The sequence below is a fragment of the Burkholderia pulmonis genome, from assembly GCF_984667975.1.
This window is the reverse complement of record NZ_OZ480186.1, coordinates 3,539,685-3,560,748: the sequence shown is the minus strand read 5'-3', so window position 1 is coordinate 3,560,748 and position 21,064 is coordinate 3,539,685. Positions and strand designations below refer to the sequence as shown.

At 67.3% G+C, this 21,064-nt stretch carries 19 protein-coding genes and 1 tRNA gene; 16 read left to right on the top strand and 4 right to left on the bottom strand.

Translation table 11 applies throughout. The features are described from left to right. Window positions 1-4: 4 nt before the first annotated feature. Entirely contained in the window at window positions 5-871 is an 867-nt protein-coding gene (locus tag AC5LXK_RS16570) for a patatin-like phospholipase family protein (RefSeq protein WP_493389767.1), read from the top strand. Between the two features lie 49 nt (window positions 872-920). Here the strand turns inward: AC5LXK_RS16570 and AC5LXK_RS16565 are convergent, their stop codons facing one another. Further along, complete coding sequence (locus AC5LXK_RS16565; protein WP_493389766.1) at window positions 921-1,934, bottom strand: D-2-hydroxyacid dehydrogenase family protein; 1,014 nt, start codon at window positions 1,932-1,934, stop codon at window positions 921-923. Between the two features lie 427 nt (window positions 1,935-2,361). On the opposite strand from AC5LXK_RS16565, the gene AC5LXK_RS16560 reads away from it, so the two are divergent. After that, window positions 2,362-3,411, top strand: a complete 1,050-nt coding sequence (locus AC5LXK_RS16560) for a LysR family transcriptional regulator (protein WP_493389765.1) — start codon at window positions 2,362-2,364, stop codon at window positions 3,409-3,411. Window positions 3,412-3,540: 129 nt separating this feature from the next. Here the strand turns inward: AC5LXK_RS16560 and AC5LXK_RS16555 are convergent, their stop codons facing one another. From AC5LXK_RS16555 to dprA, 3 genes are all read right to left on the bottom strand, one after another. Continuing rightward, on the bottom strand, window positions 3,541-6,138 hold the full coding sequence (locus tag AC5LXK_RS16555; protein ID WP_493389764.1) for a DNA topoisomerase III: 2,598 nt from the start codon (window positions 6,136-6,138) through the stop codon (window positions 3,541-3,543). Between the two features lie 191 nt (window positions 6,139-6,329). After that, entirely contained in the window at window positions 6,330-6,710 is a 381-nt protein-coding gene (locus AC5LXK_RS16550) for a thioredoxin family protein (protein ID WP_493389763.1), read from the bottom strand. 36 nt (window positions 6,711-6,746) lie between these two features. Continuing rightward, a complete protein-coding gene (gene dprA / locus AC5LXK_RS16545) occupies window positions 6,747-8,060 on the bottom strand; it encodes a DNA-processing protein DprA (RefSeq protein WP_493389762.1) in 1,314 nt (437 codons plus the stop codon). Between the two features lie 184 nt (window positions 8,061-8,244). Between dprA and def the strand changes: the two genes are divergently transcribed. The 14 genes from def to AC5LXK_RS16475 all read left to right on the top strand — a co-directional run bounded on the left by def (window position 8,245) and on the right by AC5LXK_RS16475 (window position 21,053). Beyond that, on the top strand, window positions 8,245-8,748 hold the full coding sequence (def, locus tag AC5LXK_RS16540; RefSeq protein WP_493389761.1) for a peptide deformylase: 504 nt from the start codon (window positions 8,245-8,247) through the stop codon (window positions 8,746-8,748). Window positions 8,749-8,782: 34 nt separating this feature from the next. Next, complete coding sequence (fmt, locus tag AC5LXK_RS16535; protein ID WP_493389760.1) at window positions 8,783-9,766, top strand: methionyl-tRNA formyltransferase; 984 nt, start codon at window positions 8,783-8,785, stop codon at window positions 9,764-9,766. Between the two features lie 120 nt (window positions 9,767-9,886). Next, the gene (locus AC5LXK_RS16530) at window positions 9,887-10,528 is read left to right on the top strand and encodes a LysE family translocator (protein WP_493389759.1); all 642 of its coding nucleotides are present in this window, start codon (window positions 9,887-9,889) and stop codon (window positions 10,526-10,528) included. A 100-nt stretch (window positions 10,529-10,628) separates the two neighbouring features. Beyond that, on the top strand, window positions 10,629-11,486 hold the full coding sequence (gene htpX, locus AC5LXK_RS16525) for a zinc metalloprotease HtpX (protein WP_174388628.1): 858 nt from the start codon (window positions 10,629-10,631) through the stop codon (window positions 11,484-11,486). 232 nt (window positions 11,487-11,718) lie between these two features. After that, window positions 11,719-13,110: a 16S rRNA (cytosine(967)-C(5))-methyltransferase RsmB gene (rsmB, locus tag AC5LXK_RS16520; protein WP_493389758.1), complete on the top strand. Its 1,392-nt coding sequence runs from the start codon at window positions 11,719-11,721 to the stop codon at window positions 13,108-13,110. Then, a complete protein-coding gene (locus tag AC5LXK_RS16515; protein WP_493389757.1) occupies window positions 13,107-13,697 on the top strand; it encodes a DUF4390 domain-containing protein in 591 nt (196 codons plus the stop codon). The genes rsmB and AC5LXK_RS16515 overlap by 4 nt, the downstream gene beginning before the upstream one ends. After that, a complete protein-coding gene (esaS, locus tag AC5LXK_RS16510; RefSeq protein WP_493389756.1) occupies window positions 13,687-16,101 on the top strand; it encodes a sensor histidine kinase EsaS in 2,415 nt (804 codons plus the stop codon). The genes AC5LXK_RS16515 and esaS overlap by 11 nt, the downstream gene beginning before the upstream one ends. Beyond that, window positions 16,102-16,803 (top strand): response regulator transcription factor EsaR, encoded by a 702-nt coding sequence (esaR, locus tag AC5LXK_RS16505; protein ID WP_493389755.1) that lies wholly within the window; start codon window positions 16,102-16,104, stop codon window positions 16,801-16,803. 61 nt (window positions 16,804-16,864) lie between these two features. Further along, window positions 16,865-16,940: transfer RNA gene (locus tag AC5LXK_RS16500), tRNA-Phe, on the top strand. A 350-nt stretch (window positions 16,941-17,290) separates the two neighbouring features. Then, window positions 17,291-18,025: a 7-cyano-7-deazaguanine synthase QueC gene (queC, locus tag AC5LXK_RS16495; RefSeq protein WP_493389754.1), complete on the top strand. Its 735-nt coding sequence runs from the start codon at window positions 17,291-17,293 to the stop codon at window positions 18,023-18,025. A 73-nt stretch (window positions 18,026-18,098) separates the two neighbouring features. Then, window positions 18,099-18,731, top strand: a complete 633-nt coding sequence (gene queE / locus AC5LXK_RS16490; RefSeq protein WP_369324355.1) for a 7-carboxy-7-deazaguanine synthase — start codon at window positions 18,099-18,101, stop codon at window positions 18,729-18,731. Between the two features lie 18 nt (window positions 18,732-18,749). Continuing rightward, window positions 18,750-19,202, top strand: coding sequence for a 6-carboxytetrahydropterin synthase QueD (queD, locus tag AC5LXK_RS16485; RefSeq protein ID WP_006482561.1), 453 nt, complete (start codon window positions 18,750-18,752; stop codon window positions 19,200-19,202). 316 nt (window positions 19,203-19,518) lie between these two features. Continuing rightward, window positions 19,519-20,304 (top strand): HpcH/HpaI aldolase family protein, encoded by a 786-nt coding sequence (locus AC5LXK_RS16480; protein WP_493389753.1) that lies wholly within the window; start codon window positions 19,519-19,521, stop codon window positions 20,302-20,304. Then, on the top strand, window positions 20,301-21,053 hold the full coding sequence (locus tag AC5LXK_RS16475; protein ID WP_493389752.1) for a tetratricopeptide repeat protein: 753 nt from the start codon (window positions 20,301-20,303) through the stop codon (window positions 21,051-21,053). The genes AC5LXK_RS16480 and AC5LXK_RS16475 overlap by 4 nt, the downstream gene beginning before the upstream one ends. The last annotated feature ends 11 nt before the right edge of the window (window positions 21,054-21,064 follow it).

Here is a 21,064-nt window from a genome sequence, read left to right as displayed (position 1 = left end):
CACGATGTTCGACCAGATCGTCTTTGCGGGCGGCGGCAATCGCTGCTGGTGGCAGGCCGGCTTCTGGGATGTCGCGCGGCCGGCGCTCGACCTGCGCCCGCGCGTGATCACCGGCATCTCGGCCGGCGCGGCGACCGCATGCATGCTGTATACGCGCGACGCCGCGTGGGTGATGCGCTATTACGAGGAGGCGCTGCGGCATAACCGGAAGAACGCGTACTGGGGCAACCTGTTCGGGCGCGAGCCCGTGTTTCCGCATTACCGGATCTACCGCCAGGCGTTGCTCGACATCTACGGCGAGCCGTTCGCGAAGCTCGCCGCGGCGCCGGAGATCCGGATCGGCGTGTCGCACGTGCCGCGCTGGCTCGGCGCGCGCAGTGCGGTCGCCGCCGGCCTCGTCGCGTACAACATCGAGAAATATGTGCGCAAGACGCTGCACCCGACACTCGGGCGCTCGCTCGGCTTTCGGCCGGAATTCGTGCGCGCGCAGGCCTGCACGCAAGTCGACGAGCTCGCCGACCTGATCCTGCAGTCGTCCTGTACGCCGCCATTTACGCCGGTGCTGCGTCGCGGTGGCCGCCCGGTGCTCGACGGCGGGATGGTCGACAACGTACCGGTCGACGCGCTCGACCCGTCGCCGGGCGATGTGCTGGTACTCGTCACGCGGCTGTATCCGCGCCCGCAGATGTTCACGGTCGCACACGGCGACCAGCGGCGGCTGTACGTGCAGCCGTCGAGCAAGGTGCCGATTTCGAGCTGGGATTACACGAGCCCGTCGCAGATGCGGCATGCATACGACCTCGGGCGGCGCGACGGCGAGCATTTCCTCACGCGCGTCGGCGCGATGACGGGCGGCCGCGTGGCCGCCTGACGATCGGGAATGGAGCGGCGGGGCTGCGCGACGCGCGCAGCCCGAGCGATCAGCGTTTGCGGATCGGCGTCAGCGCTTCCGGGTTGGCGAGGCTCGACATGTCGCCGTCGTCGAATGCGAGGATGTTGCGGAATGCCGCGCTGAAATACAGCTCGTAGCTTTCGCGTTCGACGTAGCCGATGTGCGGCGTGCAGATCACGTTTTCCATCCGCAGCAGGCTGTAGCCCTGCAGGATCGGCTCGCTCTCGAACACGTCGATCGCGACCATCCCCGGACGGTTGTGCGACAGCGCGTTGACGAGTGCGTTTTCCTCGAGCAGCTCGGCACGGCTCGTGTTGACGAGCAGCGACGTCGGCTTCATCCGCATCAGGTCTTCCTGCTTCACGATCCCGCGCGTGTCGTCGTGCATGCGCAGGTGCAGCGACAGCACGTCGCTCTGCTCGAACAGCGCTTCGCGGCTCTCGGCGGCCGTGTAGCCGTCGGCGCGCGCGGCTTCGAGCGAGTGCTCGCGGCCCCAGATCAGCACGTTCATCCCGAACGCCTTGCCGTAGCCGGCGACGAGGCGGCCGATCTTGCCGTAGCCCCAGATGCCGAGCGTCTGGCCGCGCAGCACCTGGCCGAGGCCGAAGTTGGGCGGCATCGCCGACGTCTTCAGGCCCGACTGCTGCCACGCACCCTGTTTCAGGTTCGCGACGTATTGCGGAATGCGGCGCTGGGCGGCCATCACGAGCGCCCACGTCAGTTCGGCGGGCGCGACCGGTGAGCCGGTACCTTCGAGCACCGCGATGCCGCGGTCGGTACACGCTTCGAGATCGATGTGGCTCGACACGCGGCCGGTCTGGCTGATCATGCGCAGGTTCGGCAGCTTGGCGAGCAGCTGCGAGGTAATCGGGGTCCGTTCACGAATCAGCACGAGCGCCTCGACTTCCGCCAGACGGCTCGCGAGCTGACCCAGGCCGCGCACCGTATTGTTGAAGACCTTTACGTCGTGGCCGGCAAGCATGTCGAAGCAGTTCAGCTTGCGGACGGCGTCCTGGTAGTCGTCGAGGATGGCAATTTTCATGGTGAACGGGGTGTCGCGCGTTGAAAGCGGCGGTGGCGGCGGCGCACGTTGCGCACCCGACCCGCCCGGCCGGGGCCGACATGATGCTACGTCGGCCACCTTCGTGGTGTCTTTTTAACAGGTTGTTACGCTCCGCCGCAATTGGCGGGAGCCTGATCTGGCGGCGCTTGCGTGCGGTACGGAGGGGTGCGCTGTTGTGTCGCATCAAACACGTCCTTCCTGATTCAGCCGCTTACTCGACGAGGTTCACCCAATTGTTGCTCCAAGCAGAATAATTGGATCAACTATCCGCAGAAGGCGAGGATTTTTGACTATTTTTATCGTCAACAACCCCCTTGTTGAGCAACTCTGCATCATTTCCGCTGTCGTAGGAGAATTACGCATTTGCTTCATCTTTTTGAAGTTGTAACAGCGGCAGGAGTCGTTTATGGATCATTTGCAGTCGATGCGCGTGTTCGTCAAGGTTGCAGATCTCGGCAGTTTCGCGCGGGCCGCGAGCGCAATGGATATTTCCAACGCGGTTGCGACGCGCCACGTCGCCGACCTGGAAGGTCGGCTCGGTACGCGTTTGCTCAACCGCACCACGCGCAGCCTCTCCCTGACGGAGTCGGGTCAGGTCTATCTGGAGCGTGCCCGCCAGATCCTCGATGAGCTCGAGGATGTCGAGCAGATGGTCGTCGCACGCAATCACGAGCCGGTCGGCACGCTGCGCATCGTTGCGCCGGTCGTGTTCGGCCTGCACAACCTCGCTCCGGTGCTGCAGTCGTACACGGAGAATTTCCCGAAAGTGGTGCCGGATCTCACGCTGGTCGACCGGCAGGTCGATCTCGTCGAGGAAGGCTTCGACGTCGGCATCGTCGTCACGCGCCAGATGCGCAGCGCAAGCATCGTCACGCGGCGCCTGACCACCGGCTGCATGACCGTGTGCGCGACGCCGAGCTATCTGGAGAAGCACGGCGTGCCGACCCATCCGGAGCAGCTCACCGAGCATCCGAGCCTGAGCCTGCCGACCGAATACTGGGGCGACGAGCGCGTGTTCACGGGGCCGGACGGCGAAGTGCGCGTGCGCCCGACCAACGTGATCGTCGCGAACAACACCGCGATGCTGCGCCAGTTCGCGTTGCTCGGGATGGGTGTCGCGATCCTGCCGAGCTACCTGATCGGCAGCGACATCGCGCGCGGCGCGCTCGTGCGGCTGCTGCCGGATTTCCGGCTGCCGCAGGTCGAGATCAACATCGCTTACCCGAGCCGACGCCATCTGCCGGCGAAGGTGCGTACGTTCATCGATCACCTCGTCGAGCATTTCAGCCACTCGACCGACGCGATGATGGGCGAGCAGTGGGCCGCGCAGAGCACCGGGCTCGCACCGATCGGCGTCGAGACGCGTGCCGAGCAGCCGGAGGCGGCCGATCCCAACCTGTCTCCGCGCCTGCCGCGTTCGCCGCGCGCGCGCGTTGCGGTGCCGTCGCCGCTGTAACGGCGCGACGCGCCAGGCGGCGGTTTTCGCCGGCACAAAGAAAAACGCGGATCGAGCAATCGATCCGCGTTTTTTATTGGCTGCGTGCCGGAGCACGACGCGCCGGGGGTGGCCCCGGCGGCCGGAACGTCACGAGCCCGTCTTGCGCGCCGTCGTCTTGCGGGCGGCGGTCTTGCGGGCCGGTGCCGGTTTCTCTTCGGCGCCTTCCGTCACGGTTTCGGCATCCTTCGTCGCCGATTTCGCCGTCTTCTTCGCCGCGGCGGCCTTCGGTTCCTTCTTCTCGAACTCGAAGCCGATCTTGCCGTCCGGCTGCTTCACGAGGAACGCCTTGAAGTTGCGGCCGGTACGCGACGACTTGAAGCTCGGCAGCAGGTCCGTGCGGCCGTCGGCCAGCAGCTTGCCCATCTGCTCGCGCGTGATTTCCTGCTGGAGGATCACCTTGCCCGAGCGGAAGTCGCAGGTCTTCGGGTTTGCCACCGAGTGCTCGCACACGTAGCTCATCCCGTGCTCGAACACGCGGCCCTTGCACTTCGGGCACGCGCCGACCGGTTCCTGCGCGGAGAAATCGGGCGCTTCGCCGTCCTCGCCGCCCTGGTCCTGGCCGAAATCGAACTCGAGCTTGTAGTTCTTCGTCTCGTCGTCGAAGGACAGCTTGAGGATCGCCGAGAACGGGCGGCCCATCTTGCTGCGGAACCCGGACAGCGGCCCGATTTCCTTCTTCTGCAGCAGCTCCTCGACTTCCGGGATCTCGAACTGCCGGCTGCCCGGGATCTTCGAGATCGAGAACTCGCACTTCGTGCACGCGAAGCGGCGGTAGTTTTCCTTCACCTGGCCGCCGCAGTTCGGGCACGGCGTCTCGAGCGTCGCGTAGTCGCCGGGGATCGTGTCGGAATCGTATTCCTTCGCGCGCTTGACGATCTGCTGCGTCATGCGGGCGATTTCCTGCATGAACGCGTCACGGCCGAGATTGCCGCGCTCCATCTGCGACAGCTTGTATTCCCATTCGCCGGTGAGCTCGGGCGCGGTGAGTTCCTTCACGCCGAGGCCGCGCAGCAGCGTCATCAGCTGGAATGCCTTCGCGGTCGGGATCAGTTCGCGGCCCTCGCGCAGCAGGTACTTCTCGCCGAGCAGGCCTTCGATGATTGCCGCGCGCGTCGCCGGCGTGCCGAGACCCTTCGCGGCCATCGCCTCGCGCAGTTCGTCGTCCTCGACGAGCTTGCCCGCGCCTTCCATCGCGGACAGCAGCGTCGCTTCCGAGTAGCGTGCGGGCGGCTTCGTCACGAGCGAGACGGCGGCGATTTCGTCCGTTTTCACCTTCTCGTTCTTCTGCACCGGCACGAGGTTCGCGTCCGTGCCTTCGGCGTCGCGGCCGTACACCTGCAGCCAGCCCGGCTCGACGAGCACCTTGCCTTCGGTCTTGAAGTGATGGCCGGCGACTTCGGTGATCCGCGTCGTGACGCGGAATTCGGCTGCCGGGAAGAACACCGCGAGGAAGCGCTTCACGACCATGTCGTACAGCTTCTGCTCCGGCTCGGACAGCGACTTCGGCGCCTGCAGCGTCGGGATGATTGCAAAGTGGTCGCTGATCTTCGAGTTGTCGAAGATCCGCTTGTTCGGCTTCACCCAACCCTTGTCGAGCACCTGCTTCGCATGCGGCAGGTAGTTGTTGCTCTCCTTGAGCATCTCGAGCGTGGACTCGACCGTCGACAGGTAGTCTTCCGGCAGCGCGCGCGCGTCGGTACGCGGGTAGGTCAGCACTTTGTGCTTTTCATACAGCGCCTGCGCGAGACCGAGCGTGTTCTTCGCGGAGAAGCCGAAACGGCTGTTCGCCTCGCGCTGCAGGCTCGTCAGGTCGAACAGCAGCGGCGACAGTTGTGTCGACGGCTTCGATTCCTCGGAGACGGTGCCGACCTGGTCGCGGCATGCGGCGACGATCGTTTCGGCGGCCGGCAGGCTCCACAGGCGGGAGTCGCGTTTTTCCGGATCGAATTCGTCCCGCTTGAATTTCGGGTCGTACCACTTGCCTTCGTAGAAGCCGCCCGCGCATGCGAATTCGGCTTTCACTTCCCAGTAGTCGCGCGGGATGAAGCGGCGGATTTTCTCTTCACGTTCGACGACGATCGACAACGTTGGCGTCTGAACACGACCAACGGTCGTCAGGAAGAAGCCGCCGCCCTTGCTGTTGAACGCGGTCATCGCGCGGGTGCCGTTGATCCCGACGAGCCAGTCGGCTTCCGAGCGGCAGCGTGCGGCGTCGGCGAGCGGCTGCATGTCCGAATCGCTGCGCAGGTTCGCGAAACCGTCGCGGATCGCCTGCGGCGTCATCGATTGCAGCCACAGGCGCTGGACCGGCTGCTTCGCCTTCGCGTGCTGCGCGATCAGGCGGAAAATCAGTTCGCCCTCGCGCCCCGCGTCACATGCGTTGATCAGGCGATCGACGTCCTTGCGCTTCATCAGCTTCGTGAGCACCTTGAGGCGCGACTCGCTTTTTGCGATCGGGTTCAGGTCGAAATGCGGGGGGATGACGGGCAGATGCGCGAAGCTCCATTTCCCGCGCTTGACCTCGTACTCTTCCGGGGCGGCAATTTCCAGCAGGTGGCCGACAGCGGACGAGAGGACGAAATCGTCGCTCTCGTAATACTCGTCATGCTTGGTAAAGCCGCCCAAAGCGCGTGCGATGTCGTTCGCGACAGAAGGCTTTTCCGCAATGATCAGTGCTTTGGACATGACAGGTGTGTGTTGGTAGACCGGGTTCGCCGGTTGTGGGTCCCTTTTACGACCGCTTTATAGCACACGCCGAAGCGACGGCGGCTCAGCGTGTAAAAAGCGGCCCATCATAGAGGGGGGCTGCAACGGCGGCAAGCGCCCGGCGCGGCGGGGCGCGCAATCGCGCGCAAAACGCCGGCCGGCGCGGGAATTCAGGCTTCGACGTTCAGGACATTGCGCAATTTCGGTGCGTGCGGTGCACCGGGTACCGCGCTCAGATCGGACAGCATGCGTTCGACGATGGCCGCGTGCGGCAGCACCGTGCCGAAGAAGCGTGCGGTGTCGGCGTCCTCGATCAGGATCGTCGGGAAGTTCTCGACGTCGAGATCGTCGAGCCGGTCGGCATGGGTTTCGATGTCGATCCACGCGAAACAGGCGTCCGGATGCGCGTCGGCGAGCTGATCAAAGGCCGTCCGGTAGTCGCGGCACGTGCCGCACCACTCGGCGCACAGGCAGGCGACGAGCAACGTGCCGGGATCGGCGAGACGCTCGGCGATCCGATCCGCATCGGTGTCGAGATTGAGCGCGGGCATGGAATTCCTTGGATATCGTCGGCGGCGTGGCCGCCCTTATGCCGGGGAATGTAGCACGCCGCGCACAGGCGGGGTGGGCGCGGCGTCAAGCCGCGCGAAGCGGCCGCCGGCGATGCTCGCGACGCGGCCGGCCAGCTCGAGCGCGAGCAGCGTGCGATGCAGCACGTCGTCGGACAGGCCGCTGTGCTCGGCGAGCCACTCGTATGTAACGGGGCCGTATCCCAATGCGGCGAGCACGGCCTGCTCGGACGGGTTGTCCGGCGGCGGGGCTGTGCTCAGGGCCGGCGCGGCGGCTGCTACGGCGGGATCCATCGGCGTGGCGCCGGCCGTTTCGGGTTCGCGGATTTCGCGGGCGTTCGGCCTCTGGCTTGTGGCGCGTACCGCGCGGCCGGCTGCGCGAGCCGCCGGTTCTGCCAGCCCGTATTCCTCGAGCACGTCGAGCGGTGTCGCCGTGAGCTTCGCACCGTCGCGGATCAGTGCGTGGCAGCCCTGCGCGAGTGGCGCGTGGACCGAGCCCGGCATCGCGAACACATCGCGCCCCAGTTCGTTCGCGAGCCGCGCGGTGATCAGCGAGCCGGAGCGCGGCGCGGCCTCGACGACGAGCGTGCCGGTCGAGAGTGCGGCGATCAACCGGTTGCGCTGCGGAAAATGCGCGGCGCGGGCCGGTGTGCCCAGTGGCCATTCCGACACGGTCGCGCCGTGTGCGGCGATCTCGTGGGCGAGCGCGCGGTGCCGCGCCGGGTAGACGAGATCGGCGCCCGTCGCGATCACCGCGACGGTGCCCGACCGGCCGTCGAGCCCGCCGCGATGTGCGGCGCCGTCGATCCCGAGCGCGAGGCCCGAGATGATCGTGAGACCCGCGTCGGACAGCGTGCGGGCGAAACGCGTTGCGTCGGCGAGCCCCTGCGGCGTCGCATGTCGGCTGCCGACCACGGCGAGGCCGCGCGCATGCAGCAGGTCGAGCCGCCCCTTTACATATAGCAGCGGCGGCGGATCGTGCAGGTCGCGCAGCCGGGGCGGGTAGGCCGGATCGTTCAGCGCGACGAGCAGATTGCCCGGCCCGTCGAGCCATGCGAGCGCGGCGCCGGTGCGCGCATCGAGATCGCCGCGCTCGCTCGCGCGCACCGCTTGCGCGGCAGCCGGGCTGCTCGCGGCGGCGATGGCCGGGTCGGACGCGCGCAGCAGCGCCGCCGGCGAGCCGAATGCATCGAGCAGTACCTGCAGCACGGCGGGCGTGAGGCCGGGGGCATGGGCGAGCTGCAGCCACGCGCGCAGCGCGGCGTGCGTCAGCGCTTGCGGCGACATGAGGCTCCCCTCGAATGCGGCGGCCAGCGGAGCGCGTGGCGCCATGATAAAATTTTCATCATCCGAAATACTCGACAGGGCCGTGCGCGCAGGCGCCCGGCCAATTGCAGGAGGCGCGTCCGCGGCATTGATACGCCGCGCATCCGCCTCATCTTCATTGCATCCCGGCGGCGGCGCCAGCCGGCCGGATGGCAGATGCGGCACGCCGCTCCACCGAATACCGAACACCATGGCTTTGCTCAATATTCTTCATTACCCCGACAAGCGACTGCACAAGGTCGCCAAACCCGTCGACAAGGTCGACGACCGGATCCGCAAGCTCGTCGCCGACATGGCCGAGACCATGTACGCGGCGCCCGGCATCGGCCTGGCGGCCACGCAGGTCGACGTGCACGAGCGCGTGATCGTGATCGACGTCTCCGAGGAGAAGAACGAGCTGCGCGCGTTCATCAACCCCGAGATCGTGTGGTCGAGCGACGCGAAGCAGATCTATGAAGAAGGCTGCCTGTCGGTGCCCGGCATCTACGACGAAGTCGAGCGTCCCGACCATGTGCGCGTGCGCGCGCTCAACGAGCAGGGCGAGGCCTTCGAGCTCGACTGCGAGGGCCTGCTCGCCGTGTGCGTCCAGCACGAGATGGATCACCTGATGGGACGCGTGTTCGTCGAATACCTGTCGTCGCTCAAGCAGACGCGCATCAAGACGAAGATGAAGAAACTCGAACGCGCGATGTAACGCGCGTTCGCCCAGCCCGATCCCGAACGCTGTCATGACCCATACGTTGCGCGTGATTTTTGCCGGCACGCCGGAATTTGCCGCGGCAGCCCTTGCCGCGATCCACGAGGCCGGTTTCCCGGTGCCACTCGTGCTCACCCAGCCCGATCGCCCCGCTGGGCGCGGGATGAAACTCCAGGCGAGCGCCGTGAAGCGCTACGCCGTCGAGCACGGGATGCCCGTTGCGCAGCCGCCGTCGCTGCGCCGTGCGGGCAAGTACCCGGCGGAGGCGGCCGATGCGATCGAGCTGCTGCGCACGACGCCGCACGACGTGATGGTGGTCGCCGCGTACGGGCTGCTGCTGCCGCAGGAGGTGCTCGACATTCCGCGCGCCGGCTGCATCAACATCCATGCATCGCTGCTGCCGCGCTGGCGCGGCGCCGCGCCGATCCATCGTGCGATCGAGGCCGGCGACGCCGAGACGGGCGTCACGCTGATGCAGATGGACGTCGGCCTCGATACCGGCGCGATGATCGAGGAGGCGCGCATCGCGATCGCGCCCGACGATACGACCGCGACGCTGCACGACCGGCTCGCTGCCGACGGCGCGCGGCTGATCGTCGACGCGCTCGTGCAGCTCGAGCGCGACGGCACGCTGCCGGCGACGCCGCAACCGGCCGACGGCGTGACCTACGCGGAAAAGATCGGCAAGCACGAAGCGGCGCTCGACTGGCGCAAGCCAGCCGACGTGCTTGCGCGCCAGGTGCGGGCGTTCGATCCGTTCCCGGGCGGCGTCGCGACGCTCGACGGCGCGGCAATCAAGCTGTGGGCGGCCGAGCCCGTGGCGGCGCGCGGCGACGCGGCGCCCGGCACGATCGTCGAAGCCGCGCCGGAAGGCGTGGTCGTCGCGTGCGGCAACGGTGCGCTGCGCGTCACGCAGTTGCAGAAGCCGGGCGGCAAGCGGCTGCCCGCGCGCGAATTCCTGGCCGGTTCGCCGCTCGCCGCAGGCCAGCGTTTCGCGCTGCCCGACGTTGACTGACGCGGCCTGAGCGCCATTCGACACGGTTCGCCGGCCCGGCGCAATTGGCCGGACGGCCGAGTCGCGCGGCGTGGCAGGCGCGCGTAGAATTTCCCTGCGCTCCCCGGTTTCGAGGTTTCCATGTTCGGCATCACCCACTTCGGCTTCTTCGTGTTCGCGGTTTTCCTGCTGAACATCACGCCCGGCCCCGACACGGCCTACATCGTCGGCCGCAGCGTCGCGCAGGGCCGCGGCGCGGGGCTGATGTCGGCGTTCGGCATCTCGGCCGGCTGCTGCGTTCACGCGCTCGCGTGCGCATTCGGCCTGACCGCGCTGCTCGCGGCGTCGGCAACCGCGTTCACGGTGATCAAGCTGGTCGGTGCCGCGTACCTGATCTACCTCGGCGTGCGGATGATCATCGCGAAACAGGCGGCCGCGCCGTCGGGCGCCGAAACCGCGCAGGCGGCGGCCGCCAAGCCGCTGCGCCAGCTGTTCATGCAGGGCTTCTGGACCAACGTGCTGAATCCGAAGGTCGTGCTGTTCTTCGTGTCGTTCTTCCCGCAGTTCGTGTCGGCCGACAGCCCGCACAAGGCATGGGCGTTCCTGACCCTCGGCGCGGTGTTCGTCGCGATGAGCACGGTATGGACCAGCGTGCTCGCCTGGGTCGCGGGCAGCGTCACGCAGCGCTTTTCCGGCAAGCCGGGCGTCAAGAAGTGGCTCGATCGTACGGTCGGCAGCGCTTTCGTCGGCCTCGGCCTTCGTCTCGCAACATCGCAACGCTGAGATTGAATTTTTCCGGCAAGACCTTATCTAACAAATCGCTTACAATTTTCTGCCGCACCCTGTGATGTGTGGCGGGTCCCCTGACGGATAAGGAGTGGGTATGTTCAATTGGGTCAAAACGGCGATGCTGATGGCCGGGATCACGGCCCTGTTCATCGTGATCGGCGGAATGATCGGCGGCTCGCGCGGCATGACGATCGCGCTGCTGTTCGCGCTCGGCATGAATTTCTTCTCGTACTGGTTCTCGGACAAGATGGTGCTGCGCATGTACAACGCGCAGGAAGTCGACGAGAACACCGCACCGCAGTTCTACCGGATGGTGCGCGAGCTGGCCACGCGCGCGAACCTGCCGATGCCGCGCGTCTACCTGATCAACGAGGACGCGCCGAACGCGTTCGCGACGGGCCGCAACCCCGAGCACGCGGCGGTCGCCGCGACGACGGGCATCCTGCGCGTGCTGTCGGAGCGCGAGATGCGCGGCGTGATGGCGCACGAGCTCGCACACGTGAAGCATCGCGACATCCTGATCTCGACGATCACCGCGACGATGGCGGGTGCGATTTCCGCCATCGCGAACTTCGCGATGTTCTTCGGCGGGCGCGACGAGAACGGCCGGCCGGCCAACCCGATCGCGGGTATCGCGGTCGCGCTGCTGGCACCGATCGCCGGCGCGCTGATCCAGATGGCGATTTCGCGGGCCCGCGAGTTCGAGGCCGACCGCGGCGGCGCGCAGATTTCCGGCGATCCGCAGTCGCTCGCCACGGCGCTCGACAAAATCCATCGCTATGCGGCGGGCATCCCGTTCCAGGCGGCCGAGGCTCATCCGGCCACCGCGCAGATGATGATCATGAACCCGCTGCACGGCGGTGGTCTGCAGAACCTGTTCTCGACGCACCCGGCCACCGAGGAGCGCATTGCGCGCCTGATGGAGATGGCGCGTACCGGCCGCTTCGATTGACCGTCGGCGTACCGTGCGGCCGTTGCCGCACGGGGGCCGTCATGCCACCCCGCATGCGTCGCGCTGCGGGGTGTTTCATTTGTGCGCGCGGTAAAGGGCCAAAGGGGCCGCGCGGTCGCACGCTACAATGCGCGGTTTGGGATCGCAGGGCCGCATGGCGGCCGCGATCCCGCCGTTTCCCGCATGTGTTTGCCGCGCCCGATTGCCGCGCCTGTTTGCCGATTCCGTACCGATGACACGAACCCGTTCTTCCGATCCGTCTTCTTCCGGCCGCCCGGCGCGCCTGGCCGCGCTGCATCTGGCGCCCGATTCGCTCGGCTTCGCGCTCGACGCGGCCGCGCAGGCGGTCGATGCGGTGCGGCGGGGCACCGCGTTGCCGGCAGCGCTGTCGGCGGTATTTGCGCAGATGCCGTCTGGTGCGCAGACGCTCGCGCGCGGCGCGACGCAGGACGTCGCCTACCGGACGATGCGCCGCCTCGGCAGCGCGGACTGGCTGATCGGCAAACTCGTCAGCAAGGCGCCGCCCGCGCACGTGCAGGCGGTGCTTGCCGGCGCGTTCGCGCTGCTGCTCGATCCGGCGGACGATGCCGCGTATCCGGCGTTCACGGTGGTCGATCAGGCCGTGACCGTGATCGGCGCGCGACGTGAATGCGCGTTCGCGAAGGGCATGGTCAACGCGGTGCTGCGCCGTTTCCTGCGCGAGCGCGACACGCTCGTCGCGGCGATGCAGGATGACCCGGTCGCGCGCTGGAATTACCGCGCATGGTGGGTCGATGCGGTGAAGCGCGCGTGGCCCGACGCCTGGCAGGCGATCCTCGCGGCCGGCGAGCGCCAGGGGCCGCTGACACTGCGCGTGAATGCCCGCCGCGCGAGTGTCGATACGTATCTCGATACGCTGCGCGCGAGCGGGATCGAAGCGACCGCGATCGGCCGGCATGCGGTGCGGCTCGCGTCGGCGCTGCCGGTCGAGCGCATTCCGGGGTTCGCCGACGGCGTGGTGTCGGTACAGGACGCCGGCGCGCAGCTCGCGGCCGAATGGCTCGGTGCGCGCGACGGCATGCGCGTGCTCGACGCCTGTGCGGCGCCCGGCGGCAAGACCGGTCACATTCTTGAGCTGGCCGATGCGGAAGTCGTGGCGCTCGAAAGCGACGCGACGCGTGCGTCACGGATCGGCGAGAACCTCGTGCGCCTGTCGCTCGAAGCCGACGTGTGCGTCGGCGATGCGGGGGCGCCCGACGCGTGGTACGACGGCCGCCCGTTCGACCGCATCCTGGCCGACGTGCCGTGCTCGGCGTCCGGCATCGTGCGGCGGCACCCCGACATTCGCTGGCTGCGCCGCGAGGCCGACATCCCGGCGCTCGTCGCGGAACAGCGCCGCATCCTGTCGGCACTGTGGCCGCTCGTGAAGCCGGGCGGCGAACTGCTTTACGTGACCTGTTCGATCTTCCCAGAAGAAGGCGAATTGCAGGCCCGCTGGTTTGAAGCGGCCTGTGAAGATGCGGTACGATTGGACGCCCCCGGCCAGCTGCTGCCGGGCGGCATGCAGGGACGGGCGGCCGCCGGCGCACTCGACCAGAACACCGATCACGACGGATTTTTCTACGCGCGGTTTCAGAAACGGTGACGATCAAACACCTTTTTCCATTTCGGCTCGCGGCCGTCTTGCTGGTCGCGTTGACGCTGTGCGTGGCCGTCGTCCGGCCGGCGCATGCCGAATCGATCGCCGTGCAGCGCGCGTCGCTCCAGTCCGACGGAAGCGGCTGGAGCCTCGACGCGCGCTTCGACTTCGAGCTGAATCCGAACCTCGAGGATGCCGTCAACAAGGGCATCCCGCTTTATTTCACGACCGACTTCGAGCTGAGCCGTGCGCGCTGGTACTGGTTCGACGAGCAGCCGGTGGCGGTGACGCAGACGATCCGCCTGTCGTTCCAGCCGCTCACGCGCGAGTACCGCGTGTCGACGGGCGGCCTGCAGCTCGGCTTCCCGTCGTTGAAGGATGCGCTCGCGGTCGTCCGGCACATCACGTCGTGGCACGTGATCGACCGCAACCAGGTGCGCTCGGGCGAAACCTACACGGCGTCGGTGCGGATGCAGCTCGATACGGCGCTGATGCCGAAGCCGTTCCAGGTCGATGCCGTGAACAACCGCGACTGGACGCTCGGGTCGGACTGGAAGCGCTTCAACTTCACGGTGACCGAACGTGCTAAATAAAGTGCGCCGCGCGGCCAGCGGGAAGAGCCTCCTCGTTCGCGTGATCGTCTCGACGGTCGCGCTCACCGCGCTGCTGCTGCTCGTGCTGCTCGCGGCCGCGAGTGCGAACACGGAATTCTTCGACCGCTACTACTCGTGGCTGTACGCGATGAACATCGTCGTCGCGCTCGTGTTCCTGCTCGTGGTGCTCGGGCTGATCGGGATGATCGTCGTGCGCCTGAGGAGGGGCAAGTTCGGCACGCGGCTGCTGGCGAAGCTCGCGGTGTTCTTCGCGCTCGTCGGCGTGGTGCCGGGCGGGATCATCTACATCGTGTCGTACCAGTTCGTGTCGCGCAGTATCGAGTCGTGGTTCGACGTGAACGTCGAGACCGCGCTGACCGCCGGCCTGAATCTCGGCCGCGGGATGCTCGATGCGTCGCTGTCCGACCTGCAGACGAAGGCGCGGCTGATGTCCGACCAGCTCGCGAGCGTCGATGCGAACACGAACGGCACGACGCTCACGCTGCTGCGGCTGCGCGACCAGTTCGGCGTGCAGGACGCGACGATCGTCGAGCCGGGCCGCAGCGGCTCGGGGGCGGCGCCCGAACTGCACATCGTCGCGCAGGCGTCGGGCAATTTCGCGGCGCTGATTCCGGACGACCTGCCGACTGCGCTGATGCTGAACCAGGCGCGCGAACACGGCGCGTATGCGGCGATCGAGGGCGAAGTCGACGGCGATCCGCGCGCGCATGGCGCGAAGGGCGCGCTGCGGCTGCGCGTCGTGCGGCCGATTCCCGATGCGACGACGTCGCTGCTGCAGCCGGCGGAGCGCTTCCTGCAGCTCACGCAGCCGGTGCCGCCGACGCTCGCGCACAACGCGGACGCCGTGCAGCGCGCGTATCGCGAGTACCAGGAAAAGTCGCTCGGCCGCACGGGGCTGCGCAAGATGTACATCGGCACGCTGACGCTCGCGCTGTTCCTCGCGACCTTCATCGCGATGATGCTCGCGCTTGCGCTCGGCCAGCAGCTCGCGCGTCCGCTGTTCCTGCTCGCGCAGGGCACGAAGGAGGTCGCGGAAGGCGACTACACACCGAAGCGCGAGATCAAGACGCGCGACGAGCTCGGCTTCCTCACGCAGTCGTTCAACGCGATGACGCGCCAGTTGTCCGAGGCGCGGCTCGCGGTCGAGAAGAACCGCGTCGCGCTCGAGCATTCGAAGACGTATCTCGAGAGCATCCTCGCGAACCTGACGGCCGGCGTGTTCGTGCTCGACCGCCAGTTCCGGCTGACGACGGCCAATCGCGGCGCCGAGCGGATCTTCCGGCAGCCGTTCAACTCGCTGATCGGCACGACGCTCGACCGGATCGGCGTGGCCGCCGGGTTCGGCGCGATGGTGCGCAAGGCGTTCGCCGATCGCGAGGCGGCGTCCGACGGCGGCAGCGGCGATCGCGGCCACTGGCAGCAGCAGTTCGCGATCGAGGTGCCGGGCGAGACCGATCCGCTGACGCTGCTCGTGCGCGGCACGCGCCTCGTGTCGACGGTCGAAGGGCAGGCCGACGATCCGCAGACGTCCGGTTACGTCGTCGTGTTCGACGACATCTCCGACGTGATTTCCGCGCAGCGCTCGGTCGCGTGGGGCGAGGTCGCGCGCCGGCTCGCGCACGAGATCAAGAATCCGCTGACGCCGATCCAGCTGTCGGCCGAGCGGTTGCAGATGAAGCTGTCCGACAAGCTTGCGCCGCCCGATGCGGATGTACTCAAGCGCGGCGCGACGATGATCGTGAACCAGGTGGCCGCGATGAAGCGGATGGTCGACGATTTCCGCGAATATGCGCGCACGCCGCCGGCGGTGCTCGCGAACCTGCAGTTGAACGAGTTGGCGAGCGAGGTGCTCGGGCTGTATGGTGTCGGCGAAGGCAAGAGCGCGATCGTCGCCGAGCTCGCGCCGTCGCTGCCGGTGATTCGCGGTGACGCGACGCAATTGCGCCAGGTGATCCACAACCTGCTGCAGAATGCGCAGGATTCGGTCGCGGAGTCAGCGCATCCGCGTGTGTTGATCGAAACCAAGACAGTAGAATATGGCGATCCCGACGCCGAGGGCAAAACGCGCGTCGCGGTACGTCTTACCGTGTCCGACAACGGGCCCGGTTTTCCGGCACGCATCCTGACCCGCGCGTTCGAGCCTTACGTGACGACGAAGGCGAAGGGCACGGGGCTCGGGCTGGCCATGGTCAAGAAAATCGTTGACGAGCACGGAGCGCGGATCGATCTGCGCAATCGCATGCACGGCGAGACCGTCGAGGGTGCGCAGGTGTCGATCTTGTTCCTGCAGATGGCGAGCGATACGCCAGGCACCGAACCGGGTGCGCAGGGCGGGACGATATCCGCCAAGACAAAAGCAAGTGAGCAGACAAAGGCAGCGTAAATGGCAACCATCCTGGTGGTAGATGATGAAATGGGCATCCGGGAATTGCTCTCGGAGATCCTCAGCGATGAAGGACATGTCGTCGAGGCGGCGGAGAACGCGCAGGCCGCGCGGGAATACCGGCTGAAGCAGGCGCCCGATCTCGTGCTGCTCGATATCTGGATGCCCGATACCGACGGCGTCACGTTGCTCAAGGAATGGGCGGCGCAGGGGCTGCTGACGATGCCCGTGATCATGATGTCCGGGCACGCGACGATCGACACGGCCGTCGAGGCGACGAAGATCGGCGCGCTCGATTTCCTCGAGAAACCGATCGCCCTGCAGAAGCTGCTGAAGTCCGTCGAGCACGGTCTCGCCCGCGGGGCGGCACCGGTGTCCGCGAACGCGGCGGCGAAGGCCGGCGCCGGACCGGCCGCAGGGTCCGCGGCGGTCGCGTCCGCCGCTGCGCTGCCGACGCTCGGCGACGACGTGGCGTCGGCACTCGGCCTCGCGGGGCAGACGGCCGCGATCCCGTTCGACATTCCGTTGCGCGAAGCGCGCGATGCGTTCGAGCGCGCGTACTTCGAATATCACCTCGCGCGCGAGAACGGCAGCATGACGCGCGTCGCGGAGAAGACGGGCCTCGAGCGCACGCACCTGTATCGCAAGCTCAAGCAGCTCGGCGTCGAGCTCGGCAAGAAGCCGTCCGAAGGCGCGCTGTAAAATATTTTGCGAAAGCACTTGCTCAAGTGAAGAGGGGTCGCTATACTTTCTCTTCTTCGTTGGCCCGGTAGCTCAGTTGGTAGAGCAGCGGATTGAAAATCCGCGTGTCGTTGGTTCGATTCCGACCCAGGCCACCAGCATTTAAAACCCCAAGAATCGGAAGGTTCTTGGGGTTTTTCGTTTGTGGTGGGTATTGCGTGTCGTTGGCGGCGTGGCCGGCAGCATTCACCGGGGCATGATAAAATCCGTGCCCGCTCAATGACTTAGCGCATCGCTTCATGCGCACGGCAAGCCGCTCGCAGCGCGCTGTCGTGACGCGCGGCAACGATGCCGCGCGATGGGCGGTATAAGCGCGCCGCCGCGTTCGCGGCCGACCGCGCTGCCTATACTGGTCGAGCCGGCACAGGCCGGCCGCGTCGGGCCGCCCGGCGGCAGCCGGCCTTGGGGCGCAGTGCGACGCGAGCCTACACATTCACGGAGTATCACGGTGATTCGGACAGACGCTAAAGACGGCGCGCTCGTGTTGTTTTCCGGCGGGCAGGACTCGGCCACGTGCGTGGCATGGGCCCTCGAACGCTACCAGACGGTCGAGACCCTCGGCTTCGATTACGGCCAGCGCCATCGCGTCGAGCTCGAGTGTCGCGATGGCGTGCGCGAAGCACTGAAGCGCGATTTTCCCGCGTGGTCGGACCGGCTCGGCGACGATCACATGATCGACCTGTCGGTGCTCGGCGCGATCAGCGATACCGCGATGACGCGCACGATCGAGATCGAGACGACCGCCAACGGCCTGCCGAACACGTTCGTGCCGGGCCGCAACCTGATGTTCATGACGATCGCCGCGGCGATCGCCTATCGCCGCGGGCTGCGCGTGCTGGTCGGCGGGATGTGCGAGACCGATTTCTCGGGCTACCCCGACTGCCGCGACGACACGATGAAGGCGCTGCAGGTCGCGCTGAATCTCGGGATGGATACGCGCATCGTGCTCGAGACACCGCTGATGTGGCTCGACAAGGCGCAGACGTGGCAGCTCGCCGAACAGCTCGGCGGCGAGGCGCTCGTCGAACTGATTCGCGTCGAGACGCACACGTGCTACGTGGGCGAGCGTGCGGAACTGCACGACTGGGGCTTCGGCTGCGGCGAGTGCCCGGCCTGCAAGCTGCGCAAGCGCGGCTACGAGGCTTACCTGAAGGGCGAGCGGGTGACCGAAGCGCCGCTGTGAGCAGCGGCGCCGGTGGCGCAGATGGATAACGGATTCTGATCGACAGCGAGCGGCGCGAGCCGGACGAAGGACGATGACTTACGCGGTCAAGGAAATTTTCTACACGTTGCAGGGCGAGGGCGCGAATGCGGGCCGGCCGGCCGTGTTCTGCCGGTTCGCCGGCTGCAACCTGTGGTCGGGCCGCGAAGAGGATCGTGCGGAGGCCGTGTGCCGCTTCTGCGATACGGACTTCGTCGGCACCGACGGCGAGAACGGCGGCAAGTTCAAGGACGCCGAAGCGCTCGTCGCGACGATCGCCGGCCTGTGGCCGGAGGACGAAGCACACCGCTTCGTCGTCTGCACGGGCGGCGAGCCGATGCTGCAGCTCGACCAGCCGCTTGTCGACGCGCTGCATGCGGCCGGCTTCGAGATCGCGATCGAGACCAACGGCTCGCTGCCGGTGCTCGAGTCGATCGACTGGATCTGCGTGAGCCCGAAGGCCGATGCGCCGCTCGTCGTCACGAAGGGCAACGAACTGAAGGTCGTGATTCCGCAGGACAACCAGCGGCTGGCCGATTACGCGAAGCTCGACTTCGAGTACTTCCTGGTCCAGCCGATGGACGGCCCGTCGCGCGACCTCAATACGAAGCTCGCGATCGACTGGTGCAAGCGTCATCCGCAGTGGCGGCTGTCGATGCAGACCCACAAATATCTGAACATTCCCTGAGCCACGGCTTTTGACATCGTGCTGATTACCCGAAAACTCGAATTCGACGCGGGCCACCGCATCCCCGATCACCGCAGCCAGTGCAGGAACCTGCACGGCCATCGCTACGTGCTCGAAATCACGCTGCGCGGCGATCTCGTCGATACCGAGGGCGCACCCGACCGCGGCATGGTGATGGATTTCGCCGACGTGAAGGCGCTCGCGATGGAGCACCTCGTCAGCAAGTGGGACCACGCGTTCCTCGTCTATGCGCGCGACGAGGTCGTGCGCTCGTTCCTCGAGCAGATGGCCGACCACAAGACGGTCGTGATCGACCGGATCCCGACCGTCGAGAACCTCGCGGCGATCGCGTTCGACCTCCTCGCGAACGTGTACGACGCGCACTACGGCGTGAACCTGCGCCTCGAGCGCGTGCGCCTGTACGAAACGCCGAACTGCTGGGCCGACGTCGAGCGCCAGCCCGGCCGCTGATCCTGCCCTCCCCGGCAGCCCCCGCCGCACGGCGCGGGCTGCCCGTCACCGCACCGTGCGGCGCTGTCCCGCGCCGGCAAGGCTTCCCCGCCCGTTCCCGCATTCCGCGTAACGCCGCGCTATGATCGTCGTGTGGCGCCGAAAAACGCACGCGTGAGCGGTCGCACCTGCGCTGTCAGATCGGCCGCCCGTGGCCGACCAACGTTCCCGGGAGGCCGGCTTGCCGCCGCCGTGCTTCGACTGCCCGGCCCGTTGCGTTTCGCTTTGCCTGTTGCTTGTCCCGTTCGATTGCCGTTCCGTCCAGGAGGCCGTATCGATGAGCACGCTTACCAATTCCCTCAAACAACGCCTGCGCGACGCTGACGAGCCGCTGTACGGCCTGTGGCTGTCGCTCGGCAGCGACTCGGCCGCGGAAGCGCTCGCGCACGCCGGCTACGACTGGCTCTGCATCGACATGGAGCACGCGCCGAACGACAGCCGCGACGTGGCCTCGCAACTGCGTGCGATTGCTGCGGCGCACCTGCCGAGCGAACCCGTCGTGCGAGTGCCGGCGCGCGAGCCGTGGCTCGTGAAGCGTGCGCTCGACGCCGGTGCGCGCACGCTGATGTTCCCGTGTATCGAGACGCCCGACGACGCCGCACACGCAGTGCGGCTCACGCGCTATCCGTCGCCCGATTCGCCCGACGGGCTGCGCGGCGTCGCCGGCATGGTGCGGGCGGCGGCGTACGGCATGCGACGCGACTACGTGCAGATAGCGAATGCGCAAGTCGCGGTGGTCGTGCAGATCGAATCGGCGCGCGGGGTCGACGAAGTCGAGCGGATCGCAGCGACGCCCGGCGTCGACTGCCTGTTCATCGGCCCGGCCGATCTCGCGGCGAGCCTCGGGCATCTCGGCGATGTCCGCCACCCGGACGTCGAGACCGCAATGACGCGCGTGCTCGCGGCCGGCCTGCAGGCGGGCGTCGCGGTGGGCATTTTCGCGGGCGATACGGCGGCCGCGCGCCAGTACCGCGAGGCCGGTTACCGGATGATCACGGTGTCGGCCGACGTGAGCTGGCTGTTGCGCGCGACGCGGCAGGCGCTGCAGGAGGTACGGTCATGAACGGCGGTGATGGTGCGTGCCGCAGGCGCGCGCGGATCGGTGTGATGCTCGGCCTGTGGGCCGTGTGTGTCGCGGCTGCCGCGCAGGGGGCGCCGCAAGCGAAGCCCGATGCGTCGCACGAGACGCAATCGGCGGTCGCCGACTACAACGCCGGCGACTATCGCGCGGCGCTGGTGCAGTTTCACGACGCGGCCGAGCGCGGCGATCGCCTCGCGCAATTCAACTACGCGATGATGCTGCTGACGGGCGAGGGCGTGACGGCGAACGTCGACGAAGGGCTGCGCTGGCTGAAGCGCGCGGCGGAAGCGAACATGTCGCATGCGCAGTACGTGTACGGCCGGATGTTCGACGACGGTGAATTCGTCGCGCGCAATCCGGCCGAAGCGCATCGCTGGTTCCTGCGGGCGGCGAAGCAGGGGCACGTGCAGGCCGAGCTGTCGCTCGCGAATCAGTTCCTCGACGGGCGCGGCACGCCGCGCGACAACCGGCAGGCGTTCGCGTGGTACAAGCAGGCCGCCGACGCGGGCGAGCCGACCGCGCAGTACGTGACCGCGTCGTTCTACGAGCGCGGCGGCGACGGCGTCGCGCAGAACCTGAACATCGCGCGGGCGTATTACGCGGCGGCGGCTGCGCAGGGCGATGAAACGGCCGGGCTGAAGTTCAAGGAGCTGAGCGCGCGGCTGAAGGAGCAGGGGCCGGCATCGGGCGGCGGGGCGGAACAGGGCGGCCCCCATTCGCCGCCGCAATGAGCGGTCGCGAT

Excerpts from the sequence above, each read along its gene's own strand:
- AC5LXK_RS16550 (WP_493389763.1), bottom strand. The coding sequence starts at position 6,710 with ATGCCCGCGCTCAATCTCGACACCGATGCGGATCGGATCGCCGAGCGT.
- def (WP_493389761.1), top strand. The coding sequence starts at position 8,245 with ATGGCTTTGCTCAATATTCTTCATTACCCCGACAAGCGACTGCACAAG.
- esaR (WP_493389755.1), top strand. The coding sequence starts at position 16,102 with ATGGCAACCATCCTGGTGGTAGATGATGAAATGGGCATCCGGGAATTG.
- AC5LXK_RS16565 (WP_493389766.1), bottom strand. The coding sequence starts at position 1,934 with ATGAAAATTGCCATCCTCGACGACTACCAGGACGCCGTCCGCAAGCTG.
- dprA (WP_493389762.1), bottom strand. The coding sequence starts at position 8,060 with ATGGCGCCACGCGCTCCGCTGGCCGCCGCATTCGAGGGGAGCCTCATG.
- rsmB (WP_493389758.1), top strand. The coding sequence starts at position 11,719 with ATGACACGAACCCGTTCTTCCGATCCGTCTTCTTCCGGCCGCCCGGCG.
- AC5LXK_RS16475 (WP_493389752.1), top strand. The coding sequence starts at position 20,301 with ATGAACGGCGGTGATGGTGCGTGCCGCAGGCGCGCGCGGATCGGTGTG.
- AC5LXK_RS16530 (WP_493389759.1), top strand. The coding sequence starts at position 9,887 with ATGTTCGGCATCACCCACTTCGGCTTCTTCGTGTTCGCGGTTTTCCTG.
- fmt (WP_493389760.1), top strand. The coding sequence starts at position 8,783 with ATGACCCATACGTTGCGCGTGATTTTTGCCGGCACGCCGGAATTTGCC.
- AC5LXK_RS16570 (WP_493389767.1), top strand. The coding sequence starts at position 5 with ATGTTCGACCAGATCGTCTTTGCGGGCGGCGGCAATCGCTGCTGGTGG.
- queE (WP_369324355.1), top strand. The coding sequence starts at position 18,099 with ATGACTTACGCGGTCAAGGAAATTTTCTACACGTTGCAGGGCGAGGGC.
- AC5LXK_RS16555 (WP_493389764.1), bottom strand. The coding sequence starts at position 6,138 with ATGTCCAAAGCACTGATCATTGCGGAAAAGCCTTCTGTCGCGAACGAC.
- htpX (WP_174388628.1), top strand. The coding sequence starts at position 10,629 with ATGTTCAATTGGGTCAAAACGGCGATGCTGATGGCCGGGATCACGGCC.
- AC5LXK_RS16480 (WP_493389753.1), top strand. The coding sequence starts at position 19,519 with ATGAGCACGCTTACCAATTCCCTCAAACAACGCCTGCGCGACGCTGAC.
- AC5LXK_RS16560 (WP_493389765.1), top strand. The coding sequence starts at position 2,362 with ATGGATCATTTGCAGTCGATGCGCGTGTTCGTCAAGGTTGCAGATCTC.